Origin of the sequence: Mucilaginibacter panaciglaebae (genome assembly GCF_039539265.1) — a bacterium.
Lineage (GTDB): Bacteria > Bacteroidota > Bacteroidia > Sphingobacteriales > Sphingobacteriaceae > Mucilaginibacter > Mucilaginibacter panaciglaebae.
This window is the reverse complement of the sequence record NZ_BAABCV010000009.1, coordinates 47947-64953: the sequence shown is the minus strand read 5'-3', so window position 1 is coordinate 64953 and position 17007 is coordinate 47947. Positions and strand designations below refer to the sequence as shown.

At 41.2% G+C, this 17007-nt stretch carries 22 protein-coding genes; 15 read left to right on the top strand and 7 right to left on the bottom strand.

Features of this window, described 5'->3' with window-relative positions; translation table 11 throughout:
* The first annotated feature begins 106 nt into the window (after positions 1–106).
* From ABD772_RS13150 to ABD772_RS13140, 3 genes are all read left to right on the top strand, one after another.
* The gene (locus tag ABD772_RS13150; RefSeq protein ID WP_345105164.1) at positions 107–682 is read left to right on the top strand and encodes a 30S ribosomal protein S16; all 576 of its coding nucleotides are present in this window, start codon (positions 107–109) and stop codon (positions 680–682) included.
* 115 nt (positions 683–797) lie between these two features.
* Positions 798–1325: a ribosome maturation factor RimM gene (gene rimM, locus ABD772_RS13145; protein WP_345105162.1), complete on the top strand. Its 528-nt coding sequence runs from the start codon at positions 798–800 to the stop codon at positions 1323–1325.
* Positions 1326–1577: 252 nt separating this feature from the next.
* On the top strand, positions 1578–2375 hold the full coding sequence (locus ABD772_RS13140) for a ChbG/HpnK family deacetylase (RefSeq protein ID WP_345105160.1): 798 nt from the start codon (positions 1578–1580) through the stop codon (positions 2373–2375).
* 375 nt (positions 2376–2750) lie between these two features.
* Here the strand turns inward: ABD772_RS13140 and ABD772_RS13135 are convergent, their stop codons facing one another.
* A complete protein-coding gene (locus tag ABD772_RS13135; protein WP_345105158.1) occupies positions 2751–3092 on the bottom strand; it encodes a hypothetical protein in 342 nt (113 codons plus the stop codon).
* Between the two features lie 127 nt (positions 3093–3219).
* On the opposite strand from ABD772_RS13135, the gene ABD772_RS13130 reads away from it, so the two are divergent.
* Positions 3220–4155 carry an IS1595 family transposase gene (locus tag ABD772_RS13130; protein ID WP_345105156.1) on the top strand — a complete coding sequence of 312 codons (936 nt, stop codon included), beginning with the start codon at positions 3220–3222 and terminating at the stop codon, positions 4153–4155.
* Positions 4156–4248: 93 nt separating this feature from the next.
* Here ABD772_RS13130 and ABD772_RS13125 read toward each other — a convergent pair whose 3' ends face one another.
* Positions 4249–4719, bottom strand: coding sequence for a hypothetical protein (locus ABD772_RS13125; RefSeq protein WP_345105153.1), 471 nt, complete (start codon positions 4717–4719; stop codon positions 4249–4251).
* A 50-nt stretch (positions 4720–4769) separates the two neighbouring features.
* Here ABD772_RS13125 and ABD772_RS13120 point away from each other — a divergent pair, with 50 nt between their 5' ends.
* From ABD772_RS13120 to ABD772_RS13085, 8 genes are all read left to right on the top strand, one after another.
* A complete protein-coding gene (locus ABD772_RS13120) occupies positions 4770–4907 on the top strand; it encodes a hypothetical protein (RefSeq protein ID WP_345105151.1) in 138 nt (45 codons plus the stop codon).
* 719 nt (positions 4908–5626) lie between these two features.
* Complete coding sequence (locus tag ABD772_RS13115; protein WP_345105149.1) at positions 5627–6082, top strand: hypothetical protein; 456 nt, start codon at positions 5627–5629, stop codon at positions 6080–6082.
* The gene (locus ABD772_RS13110; protein WP_345105146.1) at positions 6079–6279 is read left to right on the top strand and encodes a helix-turn-helix transcriptional regulator; all 201 of its coding nucleotides are present in this window, start codon (positions 6079–6081) and stop codon (positions 6277–6279) included. The genes ABD772_RS13115 and ABD772_RS13110 overlap by 4 nt, the downstream gene beginning before the upstream one ends.
* A gap of 82 nt (positions 6280–6361) precedes the next feature.
* Positions 6362–6751 carry a VOC family protein gene (locus ABD772_RS13105; RefSeq protein WP_345105143.1) on the top strand — a complete coding sequence of 130 codons (390 nt, stop codon included), beginning with the start codon at positions 6362–6364 and terminating at the stop codon, positions 6749–6751.
* A gap of 90 nt (positions 6752–6841) precedes the next feature.
* Positions 6842–7519: a tRNA (guanosine(37)-N1)-methyltransferase TrmD gene (gene trmD / locus ABD772_RS13100; RefSeq protein ID WP_345105141.1), complete on the top strand. Its 678-nt coding sequence runs from the start codon at positions 6842–6844 to the stop codon at positions 7517–7519.
* A 214-nt stretch (positions 7520–7733) separates the two neighbouring features.
* Positions 7734–8081 (top strand): 50S ribosomal protein L19, encoded by a 348-nt coding sequence (gene rplS / locus ABD772_RS13095; RefSeq protein ID WP_345105138.1) that lies wholly within the window; start codon positions 7734–7736, stop codon positions 8079–8081.
* Between the two features lie 241 nt (positions 8082–8322).
* Positions 8323–9342, top strand: a complete 1020-nt coding sequence (locus ABD772_RS13090; protein WP_345105135.1) for a ParM/StbA family protein — start codon at positions 8323–8325, stop codon at positions 9340–9342.
* A 20-nt stretch (positions 9343–9362) separates the two neighbouring features.
* Positions 9363–10037, top strand: coding sequence for a bactofilin family protein (locus ABD772_RS13085; RefSeq protein WP_345105133.1), 675 nt, complete (start codon positions 9363–9365; stop codon positions 10035–10037).
* A 63-nt stretch (positions 10038–10100) separates the two neighbouring features.
* Here ABD772_RS13085 and ABD772_RS13080 read toward each other — a convergent pair whose 3' ends face one another.
* From ABD772_RS13080 to ABD772_RS13065, 4 genes are all read right to left on the bottom strand, one after another.
* Complete coding sequence (locus ABD772_RS13080) at positions 10101–10763, bottom strand: phosphatidylserine decarboxylase family protein (protein WP_345105590.1); 663 nt, start codon at positions 10761–10763, stop codon at positions 10101–10103.
* Between the two features lie 94 nt (positions 10764–10857).
* Complete coding sequence (locus ABD772_RS13075) at positions 10858–11667, bottom strand: phosphatidate cytidylyltransferase (protein WP_345105130.1); 810 nt, start codon at positions 11665–11667, stop codon at positions 10858–10860.
* A 74-nt stretch (positions 11668–11741) separates the two neighbouring features.
* Entirely contained in the window at positions 11742–11948 is a 207-nt protein-coding gene (locus tag ABD772_RS13070; RefSeq protein ID WP_345105127.1) for a hypothetical protein, read from the bottom strand.
* Positions 11949–12875 carry a CPBP family intramembrane glutamic endopeptidase gene (locus tag ABD772_RS13065; RefSeq protein ID WP_345105125.1) on the bottom strand — a complete coding sequence of 309 codons (927 nt, stop codon included), beginning with the start codon at positions 12873–12875 and terminating at the stop codon, positions 11949–11951. It abuts the gene before it with no gap.
* Between the two features lie 42 nt (positions 12876–12917).
* Between ABD772_RS13065 and dusB the strand changes: the two genes are divergently transcribed.
* Positions 12918–13928, top strand: a complete 1011-nt coding sequence (dusB, locus tag ABD772_RS13060) for a tRNA dihydrouridine synthase DusB (protein ID WP_345105123.1) — start codon at positions 12918–12920, stop codon at positions 13926–13928.
* Positions 13929–14041: 113 nt separating this feature from the next.
* Entirely contained in the window at positions 14042–14428 is a 387-nt protein-coding gene (gene apaG, locus ABD772_RS13055; RefSeq protein WP_345105121.1) for a Co2+/Mg2+ efflux protein ApaG, read from the top strand.
* Positions 14429–14531: 103 nt separating this feature from the next.
* On the opposite strand, the gene ABD772_RS13050 is transcribed toward apaG, so the two are convergent.
* Positions 14532–15260 carry a zinc metallopeptidase gene (locus tag ABD772_RS13050; RefSeq protein WP_425562831.1) on the bottom strand — a complete coding sequence of 243 codons (729 nt, stop codon included), beginning with the start codon at positions 15258–15260 and terminating at the stop codon, positions 14532–14534.
* Positions 15261–15475: 215 nt separating this feature from the next.
* Between ABD772_RS13050 and radA the strand changes: the two genes are divergently transcribed.
* Positions 15476–16921: a DNA repair protein RadA gene (gene radA, locus ABD772_RS13045; RefSeq protein WP_345105119.1), complete on the top strand. Its 1446-nt coding sequence runs from the start codon at positions 15476–15478 to the stop codon at positions 16919–16921.
* The last annotated feature ends 86 nt before the right edge of the window (positions 16922–17007 follow it).

Sequence of the window (17007 nt, the reverse complement as noted above, 5' to 3'; positions counted from 1 at the left end):
AGCCTTTTGAATTTTGAATTTTTTATTTTGAATTAAATTCCTACCTTTGCGTCCCCCGCTGAAAGAAACTCCGGGGGAATGTTGGACACATAATTAAAATTAAAAAATGGCAACTAAAATCAGATTGCAAAGACATGGTAAAAAGGGCAAACCTTTTTATTACATCGTAGTAGCAGACTCTCGTGCACCACGTGATGGTCGTTTTATCGAGCGTTTAGGTTCTTACAACCCAAACACTAACCCTGCTACCATTGACATTAACTTCGACAAAACCTTTACCTGGGTAGACAATGGTGCCCAGCCTACAGATACTTGTCGTGCTATCCTTTCTTACAAAGGTGTGCTTTACAAAAAACACCTACAAGGCGGTGTTAAAAAAGGCGCTTTAACTCAAGAACAAGCCGACGCTAAATTTACAGCCTGGTTAGAGCAAAAAGACGGTAAAATCACCGGTAAAAAAGCCGACCTGTCTTCTACCAAACAAGCCGCACGTAAAGCAGCTTTAGAGGCTGAGGCTAAGAAAAAAGAAGAAAAAGCTGCTGCTGTTGCTGCTAAAAACACCCCTCCTGCAGACGAAGTTGAAGAAACTCCGGTTGCTGAGGCGGAAGAAGCATCTGCTGCTGAAGCTACCGAAGAAGCACCTGCTGCCGAGGAAACTCCGGCTGCTGATAGCGCTGAATAATTTTTGTACAGATTCAAGAATTAAGACAATTTACAATGGCGAAGTACCTGAGGGTTCTTCGCCATTGTCGTTTAAAACCAAAACCACCAAATTTGTAATTCGAATTTATACTCAAATGAAAATTCAAGACTGTTTCCGTATAGGCAGTGTACTAAAAACCAAAGGCCTGAAAGGCGAAATGCAGCTTTATGTTGATTTCGACGGGCTTGAGGATATTGCTTTCCAGACTATTTTTATCGAGATAGCCGGTAAGTTGGCTCCTTTTTTTGTGCAGTCTATCAAATATCATAATCATAACAATCAGGCTTACTTGTATTTGGAGGATGTAGATACCGTCGAGAAAGCTGCGGCCCTTACTAAAAAAGACATCTACCTGCCTAACAAATTAAAACCCGCCAAAAGCGAAGAGGACTTTACCTTGTTCGACCTGGAAGGTTTCATGGTGGTAGACGAGGACGAGGGCGAGCTGGGTATAATTACCGAGATCAATGAATATCCGCAGCAACTCATGGCTACGGTAATTTATCAGGATGCCGAGGTGTTATTTCCGCTTAATGAAGATATCATTACCGGTATTGACCAGGTTAAAGAGATCCTCTATGTCGATTTGCCGGAGGGGCTGCTGGATATTTATCTGGAGTAGTATACTTGTCATTGCTGTAAGGAGGAACAACGAAGCGATCGCGAACAATATCCTTGCGATTGCCCCCCTTGGCTTGTTCGATACTATATTTAGTTCATTCGGTTAACACAACGCCATATTTATGTTTGGATAAGTGACTGCCAATGCACCAAAATTAATTTGGTTTAAGCGCATTGTACTAGTCGGTTATTCAATAAAAATGTCTCAAACACTTTTGTGCATTTTTAGTTCTTATATTACCAACCACGTAATATGCATAAAATTATACCACTAAACGTTATCGCTAACGCTGATGATTTTGGCTTTGATAAACTTTTGACAGATGGCTGTATACTGGCGTTTGAGCGGGGTTACATAAATAGCATATCCATCATGACAAACACCGACTACTTTAATGAGGCGGTTTCTGTTCTCAAAAAATATCCGTCGCTTAGAAATATAGGCATTCATGTAAACTTTACGGCCGGGAAACCCTTAACCAACATGGATAAAAGGTTTCTAACTTCTGAGGGCGAATGGAACCCTACAGTTATTAATAAGTCATACACCATTCTTGATAAACGTGCGCGGGCAGCGTTTTATAAGGAACTTTGCTGCCAAATTGAGCAGGCGTTAAAAGTTGGAATTAATGTTAATCACTTAAATTCACACCATCATGTACATATTTTGCCTTGTTTTACAGGGATGTTCATGAAAGCCGCATCCAACTATGGACTTAAGTTAAGGCTAGCTCAAACCAACTCATCCGGCAATTTTTTAAAAAATTTATACCGGCGGAAACTAAATGCCATCATAGTCAGTAAAGATCTTCATTATGCTAATTATTTTGAATATCCTTATTCATCAAATAAGAAAAACCAAAGTGTGAATAATATCGAAACAATTGAGTTTATGTTCCACCCAACTTTTGACGAGTTTGGTGAACTAACCGACCATTACGATCCAATAAGCTTCAATAGATGGGCTCAATGTTTTACTGATCCGGTTTCTGAAAAGATTGCCATAATAAAGGATGGCGCTCTATGCCATTATTCAATTGCAGGGTTCTGAGATAATAGTTTTAGTTACGATAAAATAAAAAGCTTGCTTCGGCTAAAACCCCTTTTCCCGACTCATATATAGTTACCAAAACATTTGATTTTTGTAAAGTTTGTTGGTAACTATATATCACTTGGGACACGTAGGATTAATTTCATTTATTTTGATGCTTTGTTGATTTCACGCAGAATTTTGGTGTTTGTGTTTACACACTGTCAACTAATTTGAGTGGGCAAAAAGCTACGCTTTTTGGGTGTGATTTGGATTTTTGATCGCGTTAACAGTAGCTTTAAATGGCACAATAAAGCCGTTTAAAGATGCTAGAAAATAACAAAGATTTAGTGGTTATTGACCTTGCAAAGGTGCAGGTTTGCATTAAAAAAGTAACTAAGGATTGGTCAAAAGAATTGGCTCATCGTAAAGGACAGGTTTTTCTAACAAATGGTAATAAACCCCTATCGCAGACAACTGCCGATAATCAACGGCCGTTATCAGAAGATTAGTGGTTTCATTTGTATATCCATTTAATTCGTAATAGCTATTTCTTAAGGCTATTAGTAAATCAAAATGTATATCGGTAGTTCTATGTGTGATTGCAATATCATTATTTGATAAATTCCCATAAACAATTGAGGCTGTTTTTTGGCTATCGGTTATCAATATTAATCTGTATTTATCGCCATCTGGTATTACATCAAATGCGATAATTTTATCCTCTAATTTGTTCATTTACTAAATAAGGTTTAACCTCACAATATACCAAATACAAATCCTTAATTAACAATTATTTTAAACAAAAACTTGTCCCATATTGTTATTAATATTACATTTGTCGAAGCAAACCAAAGGAGGTTAAATGACATCACAATTTACAAGTCTATTACAGGTGCTTGATTTTTTTAAGGAAGAAACGACCTGTATAAGTTACTTAGCGCATAGCCGTTGGGGTAATGAGCCATCTTGCCCACATTGTGGTAATGTTGGCGCGTACGTCACTAATAGAGGCTATAAATGCAAGGCTAAAGAATGCCATAAGAAGTTCACTGTTACAATGGGGACTATTTTTGAAAATACTAAAATATCATTACGTATATGGTTTGCCGCAATGTATTTATGTACTGCTCACCGAAAGGGAATTAGTAGTTTACAATTAAGCAGAGATTTAAACATCACTCAAAAAACAGCATGGTTTTTATTGCATCGTATTAGAGAAATGCTAAATGATTGGGGCGATGATAAACTAAGCGGAGTTATTGAAGTTGATGAAACTTACGTTGGCGGATCTTTAAAGAATAAGAGCAATAAGAAACGCCGTGCAATACGTCATGCAAATGAACAATGGGGCGGAGTTAAGACGGCTATCTTTGCGTTGGTTGAAAGAGAGGGGCAGGTACGCACCGTTATGTTAGCAAATAAAAAGGCTAAGCTAATTGATGTACTGCCGATTATTGAAGCTAATGTAGATAAAGATGCTCAAATATACACGGATAGTTCGTCTATGTATGGAAGCCTTAAAAACACCTACAAGCACGAGCAAGTAAACCACGTTCAGCATGAGTACGTAAGAGGCAGCGTACACACTAACACCATAGAGGGCTTTTTTAGCTTGTTAAAACGTGGCGTAATTGGTATTTATCATTATGTATCACCAAAGCATTTACACCGCTATTGCAGAGAGTTTGAATACCGTTATAATAATCGTAAAATGTTAGATGTTGATAGGTTTGAAGCGGCGTTTAAAATAGCCAATAACAAGCGATTAACATACCACGCTTTGATTTCTAATAAATAATGATATAACTTTGTAGAACGAAAGGGGGGCTTTGTTGACTAATAACCCAAGCGCAATAAGCGATTATTACGAGAGGTCAGCCCCGAGTAGTTGTTATTCTTTACCTATTTTCTTAATAACATCTATACACTTTAAGGTTCTTTTTTGGAATAACTCAAATTCCCCTTTTGAAAAAACTTTCTTCCCAACCCCATTTCTAAAGTTAATTAAACTAAACTCTTTGGGTATTTTAGCCCCCTCTTTATAGTGGCTATATACGGGCCAATGTGCTACGCTGTTCCTCACATCTTTAATATATCTCAATTCCGAAAATAACTTAGGATACTTGTTTTTATACGAATCGGGATAGTTTCTTTTTATCAATTCATCAAGCGTGGCTATTTTATTATCAAATGTCAATCTGTCTAAAACAACCTCTCTAATATCTTTATATCTTTCTAATGTATCTACGAAATACATAGCTAAATAATCGGTAATTGTATCTTCTAATAAAATACAATGGTGTAATATATTACCCCTGTATTGAATGCTTAAATCAATTAAGCGTTTTACCTTTTCATCCATATTGCAATAAGGTTGACAGATAGTAAATATAATTATATTAACTTTGAATTATGGCAAAGAAAGAACAAGAAAAACAATCAAAGCCACGTGCTGAACAGTACGAAGAAAAAGTAAAGTTCAATGGCACGTTAGAACAAATGATACAAATGGCTGTAAAGCCAAAGCCTGGAAATAAGCAGGCAAAATAATATTGTACTTGATTTTATTGCTGCTCTAAAACACCACATTTAATAGCAAACCGCAATATAAAAGTCGTAGTACGCCGAAATGGCGTAGCTGTGTCTTTTTGCGGTTAGGGATGTGGTGTCCCATGAGTAGCGAAAGATTAAGGTTACGCCATAATTTTTTAACTCTAACCACACCACACAATGAACCTTTTACTTCGATTACTAAGAACATTGCTTTATGCAATATTAACGCTTATTGTACTTAACGGCTCTTTTTGGGGATTCCAGGAATTGATATACTTTATAATTGGCAAATTGGTTTACTTTCAGGAAAAAATGGGATTGCTTTTATTTTGGGCTGTTTTTTTAATAATCGGGACAACATTAATAGCGCTAATATTTGTTATTTTTCAAGCTATGGTGCTTGTTATCGTGTCGGCCATTTCAAAAATTTGCCCCTATAAAATATTTAGGCGATATTTTGTAATGATAATTTCTTTCCTATGCGCTCTAGGATGCTTATATGATACATGGCGAACATATGGATTCCCTAATTTAGTTACAGGAATAATACTTATTGTATTTAGTATTATGGCTATAACATTTGCTTACAAGATTACGGTGTTTTCATATTATTCAATTGACGAGATAGCAAGTGACCAATAACTATATATCATTTTGTCCCAACTCCTATATAGTTACCAGTTTGTTTTACATTTGGTAAACTAAACTTTACAAACATGAAAACACGCTTTCTATTTCCTTACAATTTCCGGCTTATTGGGATAATCCTGTTAATGATGATAACCCTAATATGCGGGGTACATCAATACCAAACAGGTGGGCTGTTCGAATCTACTTATCTGGGTAATCTCGAACCTATTCCGCATAATGTCTGGCTGCAAGTCATTTATAATGATGTGCTGCAGGTTGGCATCATTCTGAGCTTTTTGTTTATCGGTTTTTCGAAAGAAAGAATTGAAGACGAGCAGCTGGCTCAGCTAAGATTAGACTCGCTACAGTGGTCGGTTTATGTAAACTATGCCTTACTTATTCTGTGTATCGTGTTTTTTTACAATTGGACATTCTTGTCAGTGATGATGTTTAACGTCATAACGCCACTTATCTTCTTTATCGTTCGCTTCCGCTGGAAAATCTATTCGCTTAACCGTTCAATTAATACCGGCGCCCTATGAAAAACTCGCTCCGCGTAGAACGCGCCATCAAAAACATAACCCAGGGCGAACTTGCCGAACTGATCGGCGTATCGCGCCAAACCATCAATACTATTGAAAGTAACCGCTATGTGCCGTCGACTGTACTGGCCCTGAAAATTGCCTGGGTGTTTGGCAAACCTGTTGAGGAAATATTTATATTGGAGGAGGGGGACTAGAATCAAGAGACAAGACGTTCGCTCTCTAATTATAAAATACTTCGGCATTCTAAATTCAACATTCCTTATTGATATTTGCTTTATGAGAAAAACTGCCTTCGCGCCGCTCTTAACCCTTAACCGTGGTACCACCGATATCGATTTCTATAAAAACGCATTCGGCGCCACAGAAAACTTCCGCCTGTTGAATGACGATGGCAGCATTCATGTTGCTGAGTTTGAAATTGACGGACAGAAGTTTCATGTACACGAAATGATGCCTCAACATCCGCATAAAGTTAGCCCGGACGCTAACCGGGGCACTACCGTGATAATTGGTATGTTTACTGCCGATGTACACCAGGTTTTCAATCAGGCTATCGCGGCAGGCGCAACCGTCATATCGCCGGTTACCGATTACGAATACGGCTACCGCCAGGGCGAACTGCAGGACCCCTTTGGCCATCGTTGGGTGGTACAGCGCGAGATATAGATATTAGAGTCAAGATTTGTTAACCAGCATTCAATCTTGATTTTTTGGCTCTTGATTCTTCACTCTATCAAAAACCCTATCTTTGCCTCCATGCGTTTTGATATCATTACCGTACTGCCGGGTTTGTTGGAAAGCCCCTTTGCCCACTCTATTTTACAGCGTGCTCAAAAAAAAGGCCTGGCCCAAATACATGTACATAACCTGCGCGACTACGCTCCCGGCAAACAAAAAAGTGTCGACGACTATCCCTACGGTGGTGGCAGCGGTATGGTCATGACTATCGAACCGTTTGCCAAATGCATCGAGGCCCTGAAAGCTGAACGCGATTATGACGAGGTGATCTTCATGTCGCCGGACGGTGAAACGCTTAACCAGACGATAGCCAACCAATTGTCGGTTAAAAAAAACATTATCATCCTGTGCGGGCATTATAAGGGCATAGACCAGCGTATCAGGGATATATTCGTCACCCGGGAGGTATCTGTCGGGGATTACGTCCTGTCGGGCGGAGAGCTTCCGGCGGCTATTGTAGTTGATGCTGTGGTGAGGTTGATTCCGGGAGTACTATCTGATGAAACCTCGGCCCTGTCTGATTCCTTCCAGGACGGATTGCTTGATGCTCCGGTTTATACCCGCCCTGCTGAGTGGCAAGGCCATAAAGTTCCGGATATTTTATTGAGCGGCAATACTCCTGAAATTGAAAAATGGCGCTTTGAGCAGGCTGTCGAGCGTACCAGACAACGCCGGCCTGATTTGTTGGATGAGTAAAGACACAATACTTTGTGCCCCATGCCTATGCGTTGTTTATTGACGTCTTAATAAGACGCAAAGTATTGCGTCTCTACCGTATCATTTCAGCAAAACTTGTTAATAAAAAACTAAATGTTGAAATTTTTAAATTCGGCTTTTTAAATTCAAAAATTATCCCTATAATTGCAATCCGATTTTTACGGGTTAAAAATCGCATTTAGAGCTTAAAATCATGGATTTAGTAAAATTTGTAGAAGAGCAAACAGTAAAGGTTAATGAGTTTCCGTCTTTCAAAGCGGGCGATACTGTGAGCGTACATTATAAAATCAGAGAAGGAAACAAGGAGCGTATCCAGGTTTACCAGGGCGTGGTTATCCAACGCAACAGTACAGGCGTTTCAGAAACATTTACCGTACGTAAAGTTTCAAACGGTATTGGTGTCGAGCGTATTTTCCCTGCTAACTCACCAAACATTGACAAAGTAGAAGTAAACAGCTACGGTAAAGTACGTCGCTCTAAACTTTACTACCTGCGTGCCCTTACCGGTAAAGCAGCTCGTATCAAATCAAAAAGAGTGTAATCACTATCATACTTTTAAAAACCTTCCTGCATATGCAGGAAGGTTTTTTTTTGCCTTGCGGTTTAGCGAGTTTTAAGTATAATTGCATTTAGAGCAGGGCCAAGCTTAGTATTTATTTTTTTTTATAGCTTAATTTTCTATTTTTGATATGGTTGATTCTATAAATCACTCGTTTTCAAATCAAAAACCAATACTTATTAATTTAACTTATTGATAGCAAACTTTAACCTAAATAAATAGCATGTTAGTCACGCAAACCTTTTCCAGTTTAATTGAAAACAATAACTCTTCGTTAAACAACACATCTTCTGACCTGTTAAACGGATTGAAGGTATTTCATAACAACCAATGGTATATTTGTGGCAACCTGGCTCTAAATGAAGGCCTCGCCCCTCATAAACTGCTAAACTCTTCGCCAGAGGACCTGGATTACCAGTTACTGGTTAAAGCCGCCATGTTATTGGTTACTGAGGATGTTGAACAACCGGTTACTATTACCACAGGCTTTCCATATGCTACTTACCGTATTTACAAAGAAGCGGCTATTGAGCAATTGAAAAAAAGCCACATTGTAGAGTATGATGCCTCAACTTTTGGCGGTAACGGTAAAAGAACTTCTATACTTGATGTTAAAAATGTCGATGTTATCCCTGAAATTGTGGGTTGCTCTATCGCTTTGCGTAAAGGCGAAGAAGCGGCCAAAGGCAATTTCTTTATACTAAGCTGCGGCTTTGGTACGTTTGAATCTGTATTAAGTATGGACTCGGGCGTGGTTGAGCAAAGTATGGTTAGTACGCATGGCTTACGTTATGCTATTAACTACATGATCAACGAGCTGCAAAAAAGCCATTATCTGGAATTGCGCACAGCCAGCACCTTAGACGATGCTTTTCAGAAAGGATACCTGTACATCAATAAAAAGAATATCGATGTCAGAGAGATCCGCAAAAACGCTTTGAGAGCATATTACAATGAGGTAATATCGCCAAACTTAAGAAACGTTATCACTGACAAAAATTTAATGAAAACCAATAAAGTTTACCTGTGTGGGGGTGGCATGTACTACCAGGACCTGGTTGACTGCTTTAAAGCCGAGTTTGATGAAATTGCTCAACTTGAAGTAGTGAGCGACCCGGCATCATTGGCAAGTAAAGGTTATGCCCTGAACTCATTACGCATTTCAGGCGGGCTGGAAAAATCTTCAATTGGTATCGATATTGGTAACGCAACTACTGTTGTGACCCGTTTCGGTAACGACTAAATAATACAGTATTAATATCCATGCTAAGCATATTTAAAAAAGAAACACCGATAATAAATGAACCCGCAAGTAATATCAAAGACCTGGCGCATGATGGTCATAATTACTTTTCGGATGAATTGATTCTGCTGGATGAACCACTTTCAGGCAACCTGTTTTGTGCCGAAAAAGTACTGATAGAGCAGCATGGAATACTTAAAGGAAATGTAACATCAAAAACCTGCCTGGTTACCGGGCAGGTTAATGGTAATATCCTCTCGCTCGATTTACTGGATATCAAGGCCACAGCTATCGTTAGAGGCAATATCCAGTCGGCCAAAGTAAACATTGAGCCCGGTGCAGTAATAAACGGCTATATAACCGTTGGCGAAGACATAGAGGCGCTTACCGAACAATGGAATAAAACCAAATTTTCAACCGATCAGTATCTCAACGTCAACTCCGGTAAAGAGCAATTGGCTGTCAATAAGTCGGCAGTTGTTGTGCAAATTACGCCAGATCAAAAACCAACTGACCAAGCATCCGCTGTAAGCCAGGAGACACCCGTAGTTGAATTAAAACCTGCGGATGCAACAACAACGCCACCAGAGCCAAAACAAGCGCCAGACGCCGAAGAAAAGCCGGTGACCAAGCCGTTAGCTGCCGCCGCTCCGCCTAAAAAAGAGGAGCCGGTTAATAACCAGCGTTGGTGGTAAGCAAACCTAAACATAAAAAGGCCGATGTATACACCGGCCTTTTTCATTTATAATATTTTTGAACTACGCCGGCAGTTCGGCCAATACGGTACGGCCACCTTTAACCACCTCACCTATTTCGACATTAATTTTCGAGCCCAACGGCAGGAAAACATCAACACGTGAGCCGAATTTTATAAAGCCAAACTGATCGCCTTGCTTAACCTTGTCGCCTTCTTTTACATACCAAACTATACGGCGGGCCAGCGCACCTGCAATTTGCCTGAACAGTATTTGCGTTCCATCAGCGTTTTCGGTCACTACGGTAGTACGCTCGTTTTCTGTTGACGATTTTGGGTGCCAGGCCACCAGGTATTTTCCGGGATGATATTTAAAATATTTAACAACGCCGCTAATGGGGTTACGGTTAACATGAACATTAACCGGCGACATAAACACTGACACCTGTATGCGTTTGTCTTTCAGGTATTCTGTTTCTGTAATTTCTTCAATAACTACTACCTTGCCGTCGGCCGGGCATAGTACAGACTTTTCATCCAGGGCAATATCAAAATGCGGGTTACGGAAAAACTGTACGATGGTTACAAACAGCGCAAATGATAAGATATAAACTATCCATTTTAACGTGGTATACTGTGGCAGATAAAACTGTACAGCTGCGTTTAAAACAAAGATGAATAAGATACACAGCGCAAGGGACGTATATCCCTCTTTATGGAAAGTCATTTTTTTCATTAGTATAATCTGTTTTTTAATGGCAATGAAGCTATCATGTGTTTATAGACTATTGGGTTAGCACATGATGTTTCATGCCGCTAAATTAAGCATTTGTAACAAAGTATAAATAAGCATATACAACTGGTGCCGCAAGAAGCAGGCCATCAAATCGGTCAAGCAAACCACCGTGGCCCGGCAATATGCCACCCGAGTCTTTAACGTCAATGCTGCGCTTAAACATAGACTCGATCAGGTCGCCAATGGTACCAAAGCAACTGATAAGCACACCTATACATATCCATCGGTCAACCGGCAGTTCGGTAAAGTAAAGGCTGATGATGTAGGCGGCTATAGCGGTGATAATAATACCGCCAATCAAACCCTCCCAGGTTTTTTTAGGCGAATGGCGTTCAAATAATTTAGTCCGGCCCAGTTTACTGCCTACCAGGTAGGCACCGGTATCATTCGCCCAAAGCATCAGCAGGAAACCCATTGGGTAATGCAGGTTGGCTGAGGTCCTGTCAACATAAGCTAAGGCATAAAAAAAAGTAAACGGAATAATTGCAAATATCAGCCCCAAATAAGTGTAACCGATATTGGTGAACGGCGCGCTGTTTTTTTTAAAAAGCTCCTGTATAGGTATAGCGCTAAGCGTAACCGGTAACAGAAAGATCAGCCTATGACAATCGCTGTCAACCGCAATTAACGCAAATACAATATAGATGAATGCGCCATTGAGCACACCGGTTATCACATCGGGGTTAATTCCGGCTTTTTTAACCAGCCGGTAAAACTCAATTAAAGTCAAACCGCTAAGTAGTAAATAAAACACGCCGAATACATAGCCATTAATTAAAACGGAGGCCAGCATCACGATGATAAAGAAGAAGCCGGTTATGGCGCGAGTTTTCATTGGTAAAATTGTTTTTTTATAGTAATAAGGCTATCATGAGTGGGATCATTCAGATTTTGCCTGATACTCTTGTTTTATAATTGATTCAGGATCATTATTTCAACGGCCTGACCGAAATCTTGTTGGTGTATATAAACCTCAACATCGCCAAAATCGCAATGTGACGAAGCTTGCTTGTTTAATAAAACGGCATCAATCTGATGCTCGCAAAGCACCTGCTTTACAATTTCTGATTCATAAAAATCAGACGACGAAAAAAATTTGATCCAGTTTTTCTCCATTTATTTAAAGGGCATTTTTAATTTGCCCATTGCCATATTGCGGCACAGATACAGCAAAAATAAAATAATTATCAGGCTAAAGAGGTACACCGGCAAATTAAATACGTGTGTGTCGTCAGGATTAATACTGATCATTTTATTTTGGTACAGATAACTTACAATGACTGCGGTACCATTATTAATAAAATGCGCCCAAACCGATGTCCAGATGCTGCCACTCCACAACACAAAATAACCAAACAACACGCCTAGCATTAATCGCGGTAAAAAGCCAAAAAACTCCAGGTGAAAGGCGCTGAACAATGTGGCAGCTATCCATACAGCCGCGTGGGGGCTTTTCGTCCATTTAAGCAGAATGGTTTGTATACATCCTCTGAACATAAACTCTTCGACTACTGCGGTAAACAGGCCCACCACCAGCAGTTTAAATATCATGCTGCCTGCTGATTTCATTTGCAACAAAATAGTGGTTAGCTTTTGTGCCTGATCTTCAGTATCGCGCATCCATTTTTGCAGTCCGGATAAAAAATCGGGCAGCTGTAGTTTTTGGTTGATGTTGGCCAATCCCTCTATCAGCGGCGCAGACATCAGCATCACACAAAAAATAATAACCATTAAAAACCAGGGGAATTTAAACGAAGTTCGCAGATATCCGCCGGTATCCTTTACTACATATTTGGCAAAAATAAATGCCGCTGCAAAAATGGGAATAGTTGTGCTTACAATCTGCATTATCCATAGGCCTTCGGCTGCATGGGGGTCATTCAGGTTAAGTTGGGCAATCTCCACTAACGTGTTCACGCCAAACACCGCTATAACAACCCCGGCACCAATAATATAACCTGCACCAATGATACCAGCTATGATGCCGACAAAAATTAATAATTGTATAGATGGATGTTGTTGTTTGATAGCACTTTCTGTCATTTGGTGTAATTTTCGTATTTTTGCAGCGCTTAAAGATAAGCCATGTCGGTACAAATTGGAAATATTGATTTAGGAGAGTTCCCCCTGCTGCTGGCACCGATGGAAGATGTGACTGACCCACCCTTCCGTTATGTGTGCAAACAGCATGGCGCGGATATGATGTATACCGAGTTTATCTCGTCAGAGGGATTAATACGCGATGCCGCCAAAAGCCTGAAAAAGCTGGACATCTTTGAGTACGAAAGGCCCATCGGCATACAGATCTTTGGCAGCGACATTGAGCACATGCGCGAGGCTGCGGAAATATCTACCAAAGCCAACCCCGACCTGATTGATATCAACTATGGCTGCCCGGTAAAAAATGTGGCCTGCCGTGGTGCCGGAGCCAGCCTGTTACAGGACATTGATAAAATGGTTGCCATGACCAAAGCGGTTGTGGAGGCTACGCACTTGCCCGTAACTGTAAAAACCCGCCTGGGCTGGGATGACAATACCAGGAACGTCGAAGAGGTTGCCATGCGCTTGCAAGACATCGGCATTAAAGCGTTAACTATACACGGACGCACCCGCGCGCAGATGTATAAGGGCCAGGCCGACTGGACATTGATCCGCGAGATCAAAAGAAATCCGTTGATAAACATCCCCATTTTCGGGAATGGTGATATCGATTCGCCCGAAAAGGCAGCAGCCTGGCGGATGGAATATGGTGTCGACGGCATGATGATTGGCCGGGCAGCTATTGGCTACCCCTGGATATTCCGCGAGATCAAACATTACTTTGAAACCGGCGAACACCTGGCTAAACCTACTTTTGCCGAGCGCATTGACGCCTGCCGTACACACCTGATCAAATCAATAGAGTGGAAAGGGCCTAAAACCGGTGTTTTTGAGATGAGAAGGCACTATACCAACTATTTTAAGGGGATAGAAAACTTCAAAGAATATCGTATGCGACTGGTTACCGCTACCACTTTTGAGGAGCTGCAGGATATTTTGCACGAGATTGAACACAACCCAAGGTTCGATAATTCCGTATCTTCTATAGCGATTTAACATTTTTGTTTTTTTGCTTTTAACTAAAAGGTATATATTGCCAAAAATTAATTAAGCAGTGGCTTAATTTTTGATTAGCTGATTCTATATTTACTTAAACGAGTACATGTCATATGGTTACGTTTATAACAGACGGGGTTAAGGTGTCGGTTGAAACCATTTATCAGCCCGAATACTCAAACCCGGCAAACGATCATTTTATGTTTGCCTATAAAGTTAGTATTGAAAATATGAGCGACTACGCAGTACGCCTGATGAGTCGCCACTGGTATATATTTGATTCGAACGGCGCCAAGCGCGAAGTTGAAGGCGATGGCGTAGTTGGCCTGCAGCCGGTAATTGAACCGGGCAGCTCGCATGAATATGTATCAGGCTGTAACCTTAAGACCGACATGGGTAGCATGAAAGGCGAATATCACATGATGCGCCTGCTTGACAACGCCATGTTTGACGTACACATCCCCGAGTTTTATTTAATTGCGCCTTACAGGATGAATTAACCGCGGAGGCAAGATATAATCCTGATCAACTTTTTTATAACTCTCTGCTCCTTTACTTTTAAAACAGTAGGTTATTTATACCGAATGTTTAACCAGGCTAGGCTTAGTTGCGACGATTATTCAGCATTGAAGCATAATATAACAGCGTTGCTAACGAGCCCAACGCGGCGACTACATACGTCATGGCGGCCCACCATAAGGCGTCTTTGGCCTGTTGGTGCTCGTCGCGGGTTTGCATAACCGTGTAATTGTTGTTTAACCAGGCCAATGCCCGCCGGCTGGCATCAAACTCTACCGGTAAAGTAATAAAAGCAAATATAGTTACTATAGCCAGCCCGGCTACACCTATCGCCAAAACAATAGGGCTATTTGCAAAAATCAACAGCATTACCCCTATAAACAGCGTCACCTGTATTAGTGTTGACGCAGCATTGGTAATAGGTACCATAGCGGTACGTAAGCCTAACCAGCTATATCCGGCAGCATGCTGAACAGCGTGACCGCACTCGTGCGCAGCAACCGCGGCAGCCGCAACGCTTCGGCTGTTATACACATCCGGGCTTAAGTTTACCGTTTTAGTTTCTGGATTGTAATGGTCTGTTAACTGCCCTTCGACAGAAATTACTTCGACATCATAAATTCCGTTGTCGCGTAGCATACGCTCAGCTACCTCCTGACCCGAAAGGCCTGACATTAAAGCTATTTGCGAATATTCATTAAACTTGCTTTTAAAACGCCATTGTACAATCAGGCTTATTAAAGCTATGGCTATCATCAATAACCAGGCAGGGCCCATCGAAATATATCCCAAAATAAAGGTTAAATGATTCATGTTATAAATTTCTTATTTAAAACGGGTAATTCAAAAAGCATTCCAAGTGCCTGTAAGCCAGTCTAAAGCCCGTTTATCACCCAGCGCCCTGACATTTATGCAGTTACTATGCTAAATTTACAGTTAATCCGGCGCGAGCTTTGCTAACTAATTTAGCAAAATGTTTTGTTGATGCCGATTTAATCTGCACATTTGCACATCAGCAAATTAATTAAATGGCTAAAAGTAAGATCGCATATTTTTGTCAAAGTTGTGGCTTTGAGTCGGCTAAGTGGCTGGGCAAATGTCCGTCATGCCAGCAATGGAATACTTTTGTCGAAGAGATCATCGAAAAAGATCCTAAAGCTGTACCCACCTGGAAAGTGAGCAACAGCACCAGTACCCAACGGTCTAACAAACCGGTTGAGGTTGCCCACATCACTTTTACTGAGGAAGACCGCTTGTTTACGCCGGACAAAGAATTTAACCGGGTACTGGGTGGTGGCATTGTTGCCGGCTCATTGGTACTGATAGGCGGTGAACCGGGTATTGGTAAATCAACACTGATGCTGCAGCTGGCGCTTAACATGCCCAACGTCAGAGTGCTCTATGTATCCGGCGAGGAAAGCGAGAAACAGATCAAAATGAGAGCGGAAAGGATCAATGAGTCGACCAGTCAACAATCAAAAGTTAAAAATCAAAATGGCTCTGAAACAAATAAGGGCTGCTTTATACTCACAGAAACGTCGACCCAAAATATATTTAAGCAGATTGAAGAACTGGAGCCGGATCTGGTAGTGATCGACTCTATACAGACATTGCATTCTGCACATATTGAATCGACACCGGGGAGCGTATCGCAGGTACGTGAGTGCACCGCCGAGTTACTGCGTTTTGCCAAGGAAACCGCAACCCCCGTGTTCCTGATAGGCCATATCACCAAAGATGGAGCTATTGCAGGGCCTAAAATACTGGAACACATGGTTGACACTGTTTTACAGTTTGAAGGCGACAGACATCATGTTTACCGCATTCTGCGCACAGTGAAAAACCGTTTTGGTTCGGCTTCTGAACTGGGTATTTACGAAATGCTGGGTGAAGGCTTGCGCGAGGTGTCCAACCCTTCAGAAATATTGTTATCGCAACGCGATGAAGCCTTGAGCGGCATAGCCATATCGGCAACGTTAGAGGGCATGCGCCCAATGCTTATTGAAACCCAGGCATTAGTTAGCACCTCGGTTTATGGTACACCGCAACGCAACGCCAATGGCTTTGATGCCAAACGGATGAGTATGCTGTTGGCTGTGTTGGAAAAACGCTGCGGATTTAAATTGGGCGCGCAGGACGTTTTCCTGAACATTACAGGCGGTATCAAGGTTGAAGACCCGGCGATTGACCTGGGCCTGGCTGCTGCGATCATATCCTCGTACCAAAATATACCTATTCCATTTAAAACCTGTTTTGCAGGCGAGATTGGTTTATCCGGCGAGATACGAGCCGTAAACCGGGTGGAGCAACGCATCGCCGAGGCTCAGAAACTAGGCTTCGAACAGATCTATATTTCTAAATACAACATGCCGTCTGCAGCACAAGACAAAAAACGTATGGATCTGTCGCGGTATACCATTGACATTAAAATGGTAGCGAATATCGAAGATGTTTTTGAATTACTCTTTGGGTAGTCGGCAATTCTCTCTAAATGTCCCCCGGCAGGGGAGACTTCTGAAAGCGGCTTTAAACAAAAGTGATAAGCCCTCCCTTGCGGGAG

Coding starts and splice junctions, on each gene's coding strand:
- dusB (WP_345105123.1), top strand. CDS start 12,918: ATGTCGGTACAAATTGGAAATATTGATTTAGGAGAGTTCCCCCTGCTG.
- ABD772_RS13150 (WP_345105164.1), top strand. CDS start 107: ATGGCAACTAAAATCAGATTGCAAAGACATGGTAAAAAGGGCAAACCT.
- ABD772_RS13115 (WP_345105149.1), top strand. CDS start 5,627: ATGAAAACACGCTTTCTATTTCCTTACAATTTCCGGCTTATTGGGATA.
- ABD772_RS13050 (WP_425562831.1), bottom strand. CDS start 15,260: ATGAATCATTTAACCTTTATTTTGGGATATATTTCGATGGGCCCTGCC.
- ABD772_RS13140 (WP_345105160.1), top strand. CDS start 1,578: ATGCATAAAATTATACCACTAAACGTTATCGCTAACGCTGATGATTTT.
- ABD772_RS13085 (WP_345105133.1), top strand. CDS start 9,363: ATGCTAAGCATATTTAAAAAAGAAACACCGATAATAAATGAACCCGCA.
- ABD772_RS13105 (WP_345105143.1), top strand. CDS start 6,362: ATGAGAAAAACTGCCTTCGCGCCGCTCTTAACCCTTAACCGTGGTACC.
- apaG (WP_345105121.1), top strand. CDS start 14,042: ATGGTTACGTTTATAACAGACGGGGTTAAGGTGTCGGTTGAAACCATT.
- rplS (WP_345105138.1), top strand. CDS start 7,734: ATGGATTTAGTAAAATTTGTAGAAGAGCAAACAGTAAAGGTTAATGAG.
- radA (WP_345105119.1), top strand. CDS start 15,476: ATGGCTAAAAGTAAGATCGCATATTTTTGTCAAAGTTGTGGCTTTGAG.
- ABD772_RS13075 (WP_345105130.1), bottom strand. CDS start 11,667: ATGAAAACTCGCGCCATAACCGGCTTCTTCTTTATCATCGTGATGCTG.
- ABD772_RS13070 (WP_345105127.1), bottom strand. CDS start 11,948: ATGGAGAAAAACTGGATCAAATTTTTTTCGTCGTCTGATTTTTATGAA.
- ABD772_RS13120 (WP_345105151.1), top strand. CDS start 4,770: ATGGCAAAGAAAGAACAAGAAAAACAATCAAAGCCACGTGCTGAACAG.
- rimM (WP_345105162.1), top strand. CDS start 798: ATGAAAATTCAAGACTGTTTCCGTATAGGCAGTGTACTAAAAACCAAA.
- ABD772_RS13135 (WP_345105158.1), bottom strand. CDS start 3,092: ATGAACAAATTAGAGGATAAAATTATCGCATTTGATGTAATACCAGAT.
- ABD772_RS13130 (WP_345105156.1), top strand. CDS start 3,220: ATGACATCACAATTTACAAGTCTATTACAGGTGCTTGATTTTTTTAAG.
- ABD772_RS13065 (WP_345105125.1), bottom strand. CDS start 12,875: ATGACAGAAAGTGCTATCAAACAACAACATCCATCTATACAATTATTA.
- ABD772_RS13110 (WP_345105146.1), top strand. CDS start 6,079: ATGAAAAACTCGCTCCGCGTAGAACGCGCCATCAAAAACATAACCCAG.
- ABD772_RS13090 (WP_345105135.1), top strand. CDS start 8,323: ATGTTAGTCACGCAAACCTTTTCCAGTTTAATTGAAAACAATAACTCT.
- ABD772_RS13080 (WP_345105590.1), bottom strand. CDS start 10,763: ATGACTTTCCATAAAGAGGGATATACGTCCCTTGCGCTGTGTATCTTA.
- ABD772_RS13125 (WP_345105153.1), bottom strand. CDS start 4,719: ATGGATGAAAAGGTAAAACGCTTAATTGATTTAAGCATTCAATACAGG.
- trmD (WP_345105141.1), top strand. CDS start 6,842: ATGCGTTTTGATATCATTACCGTACTGCCGGGTTTGTTGGAAAGCCCC.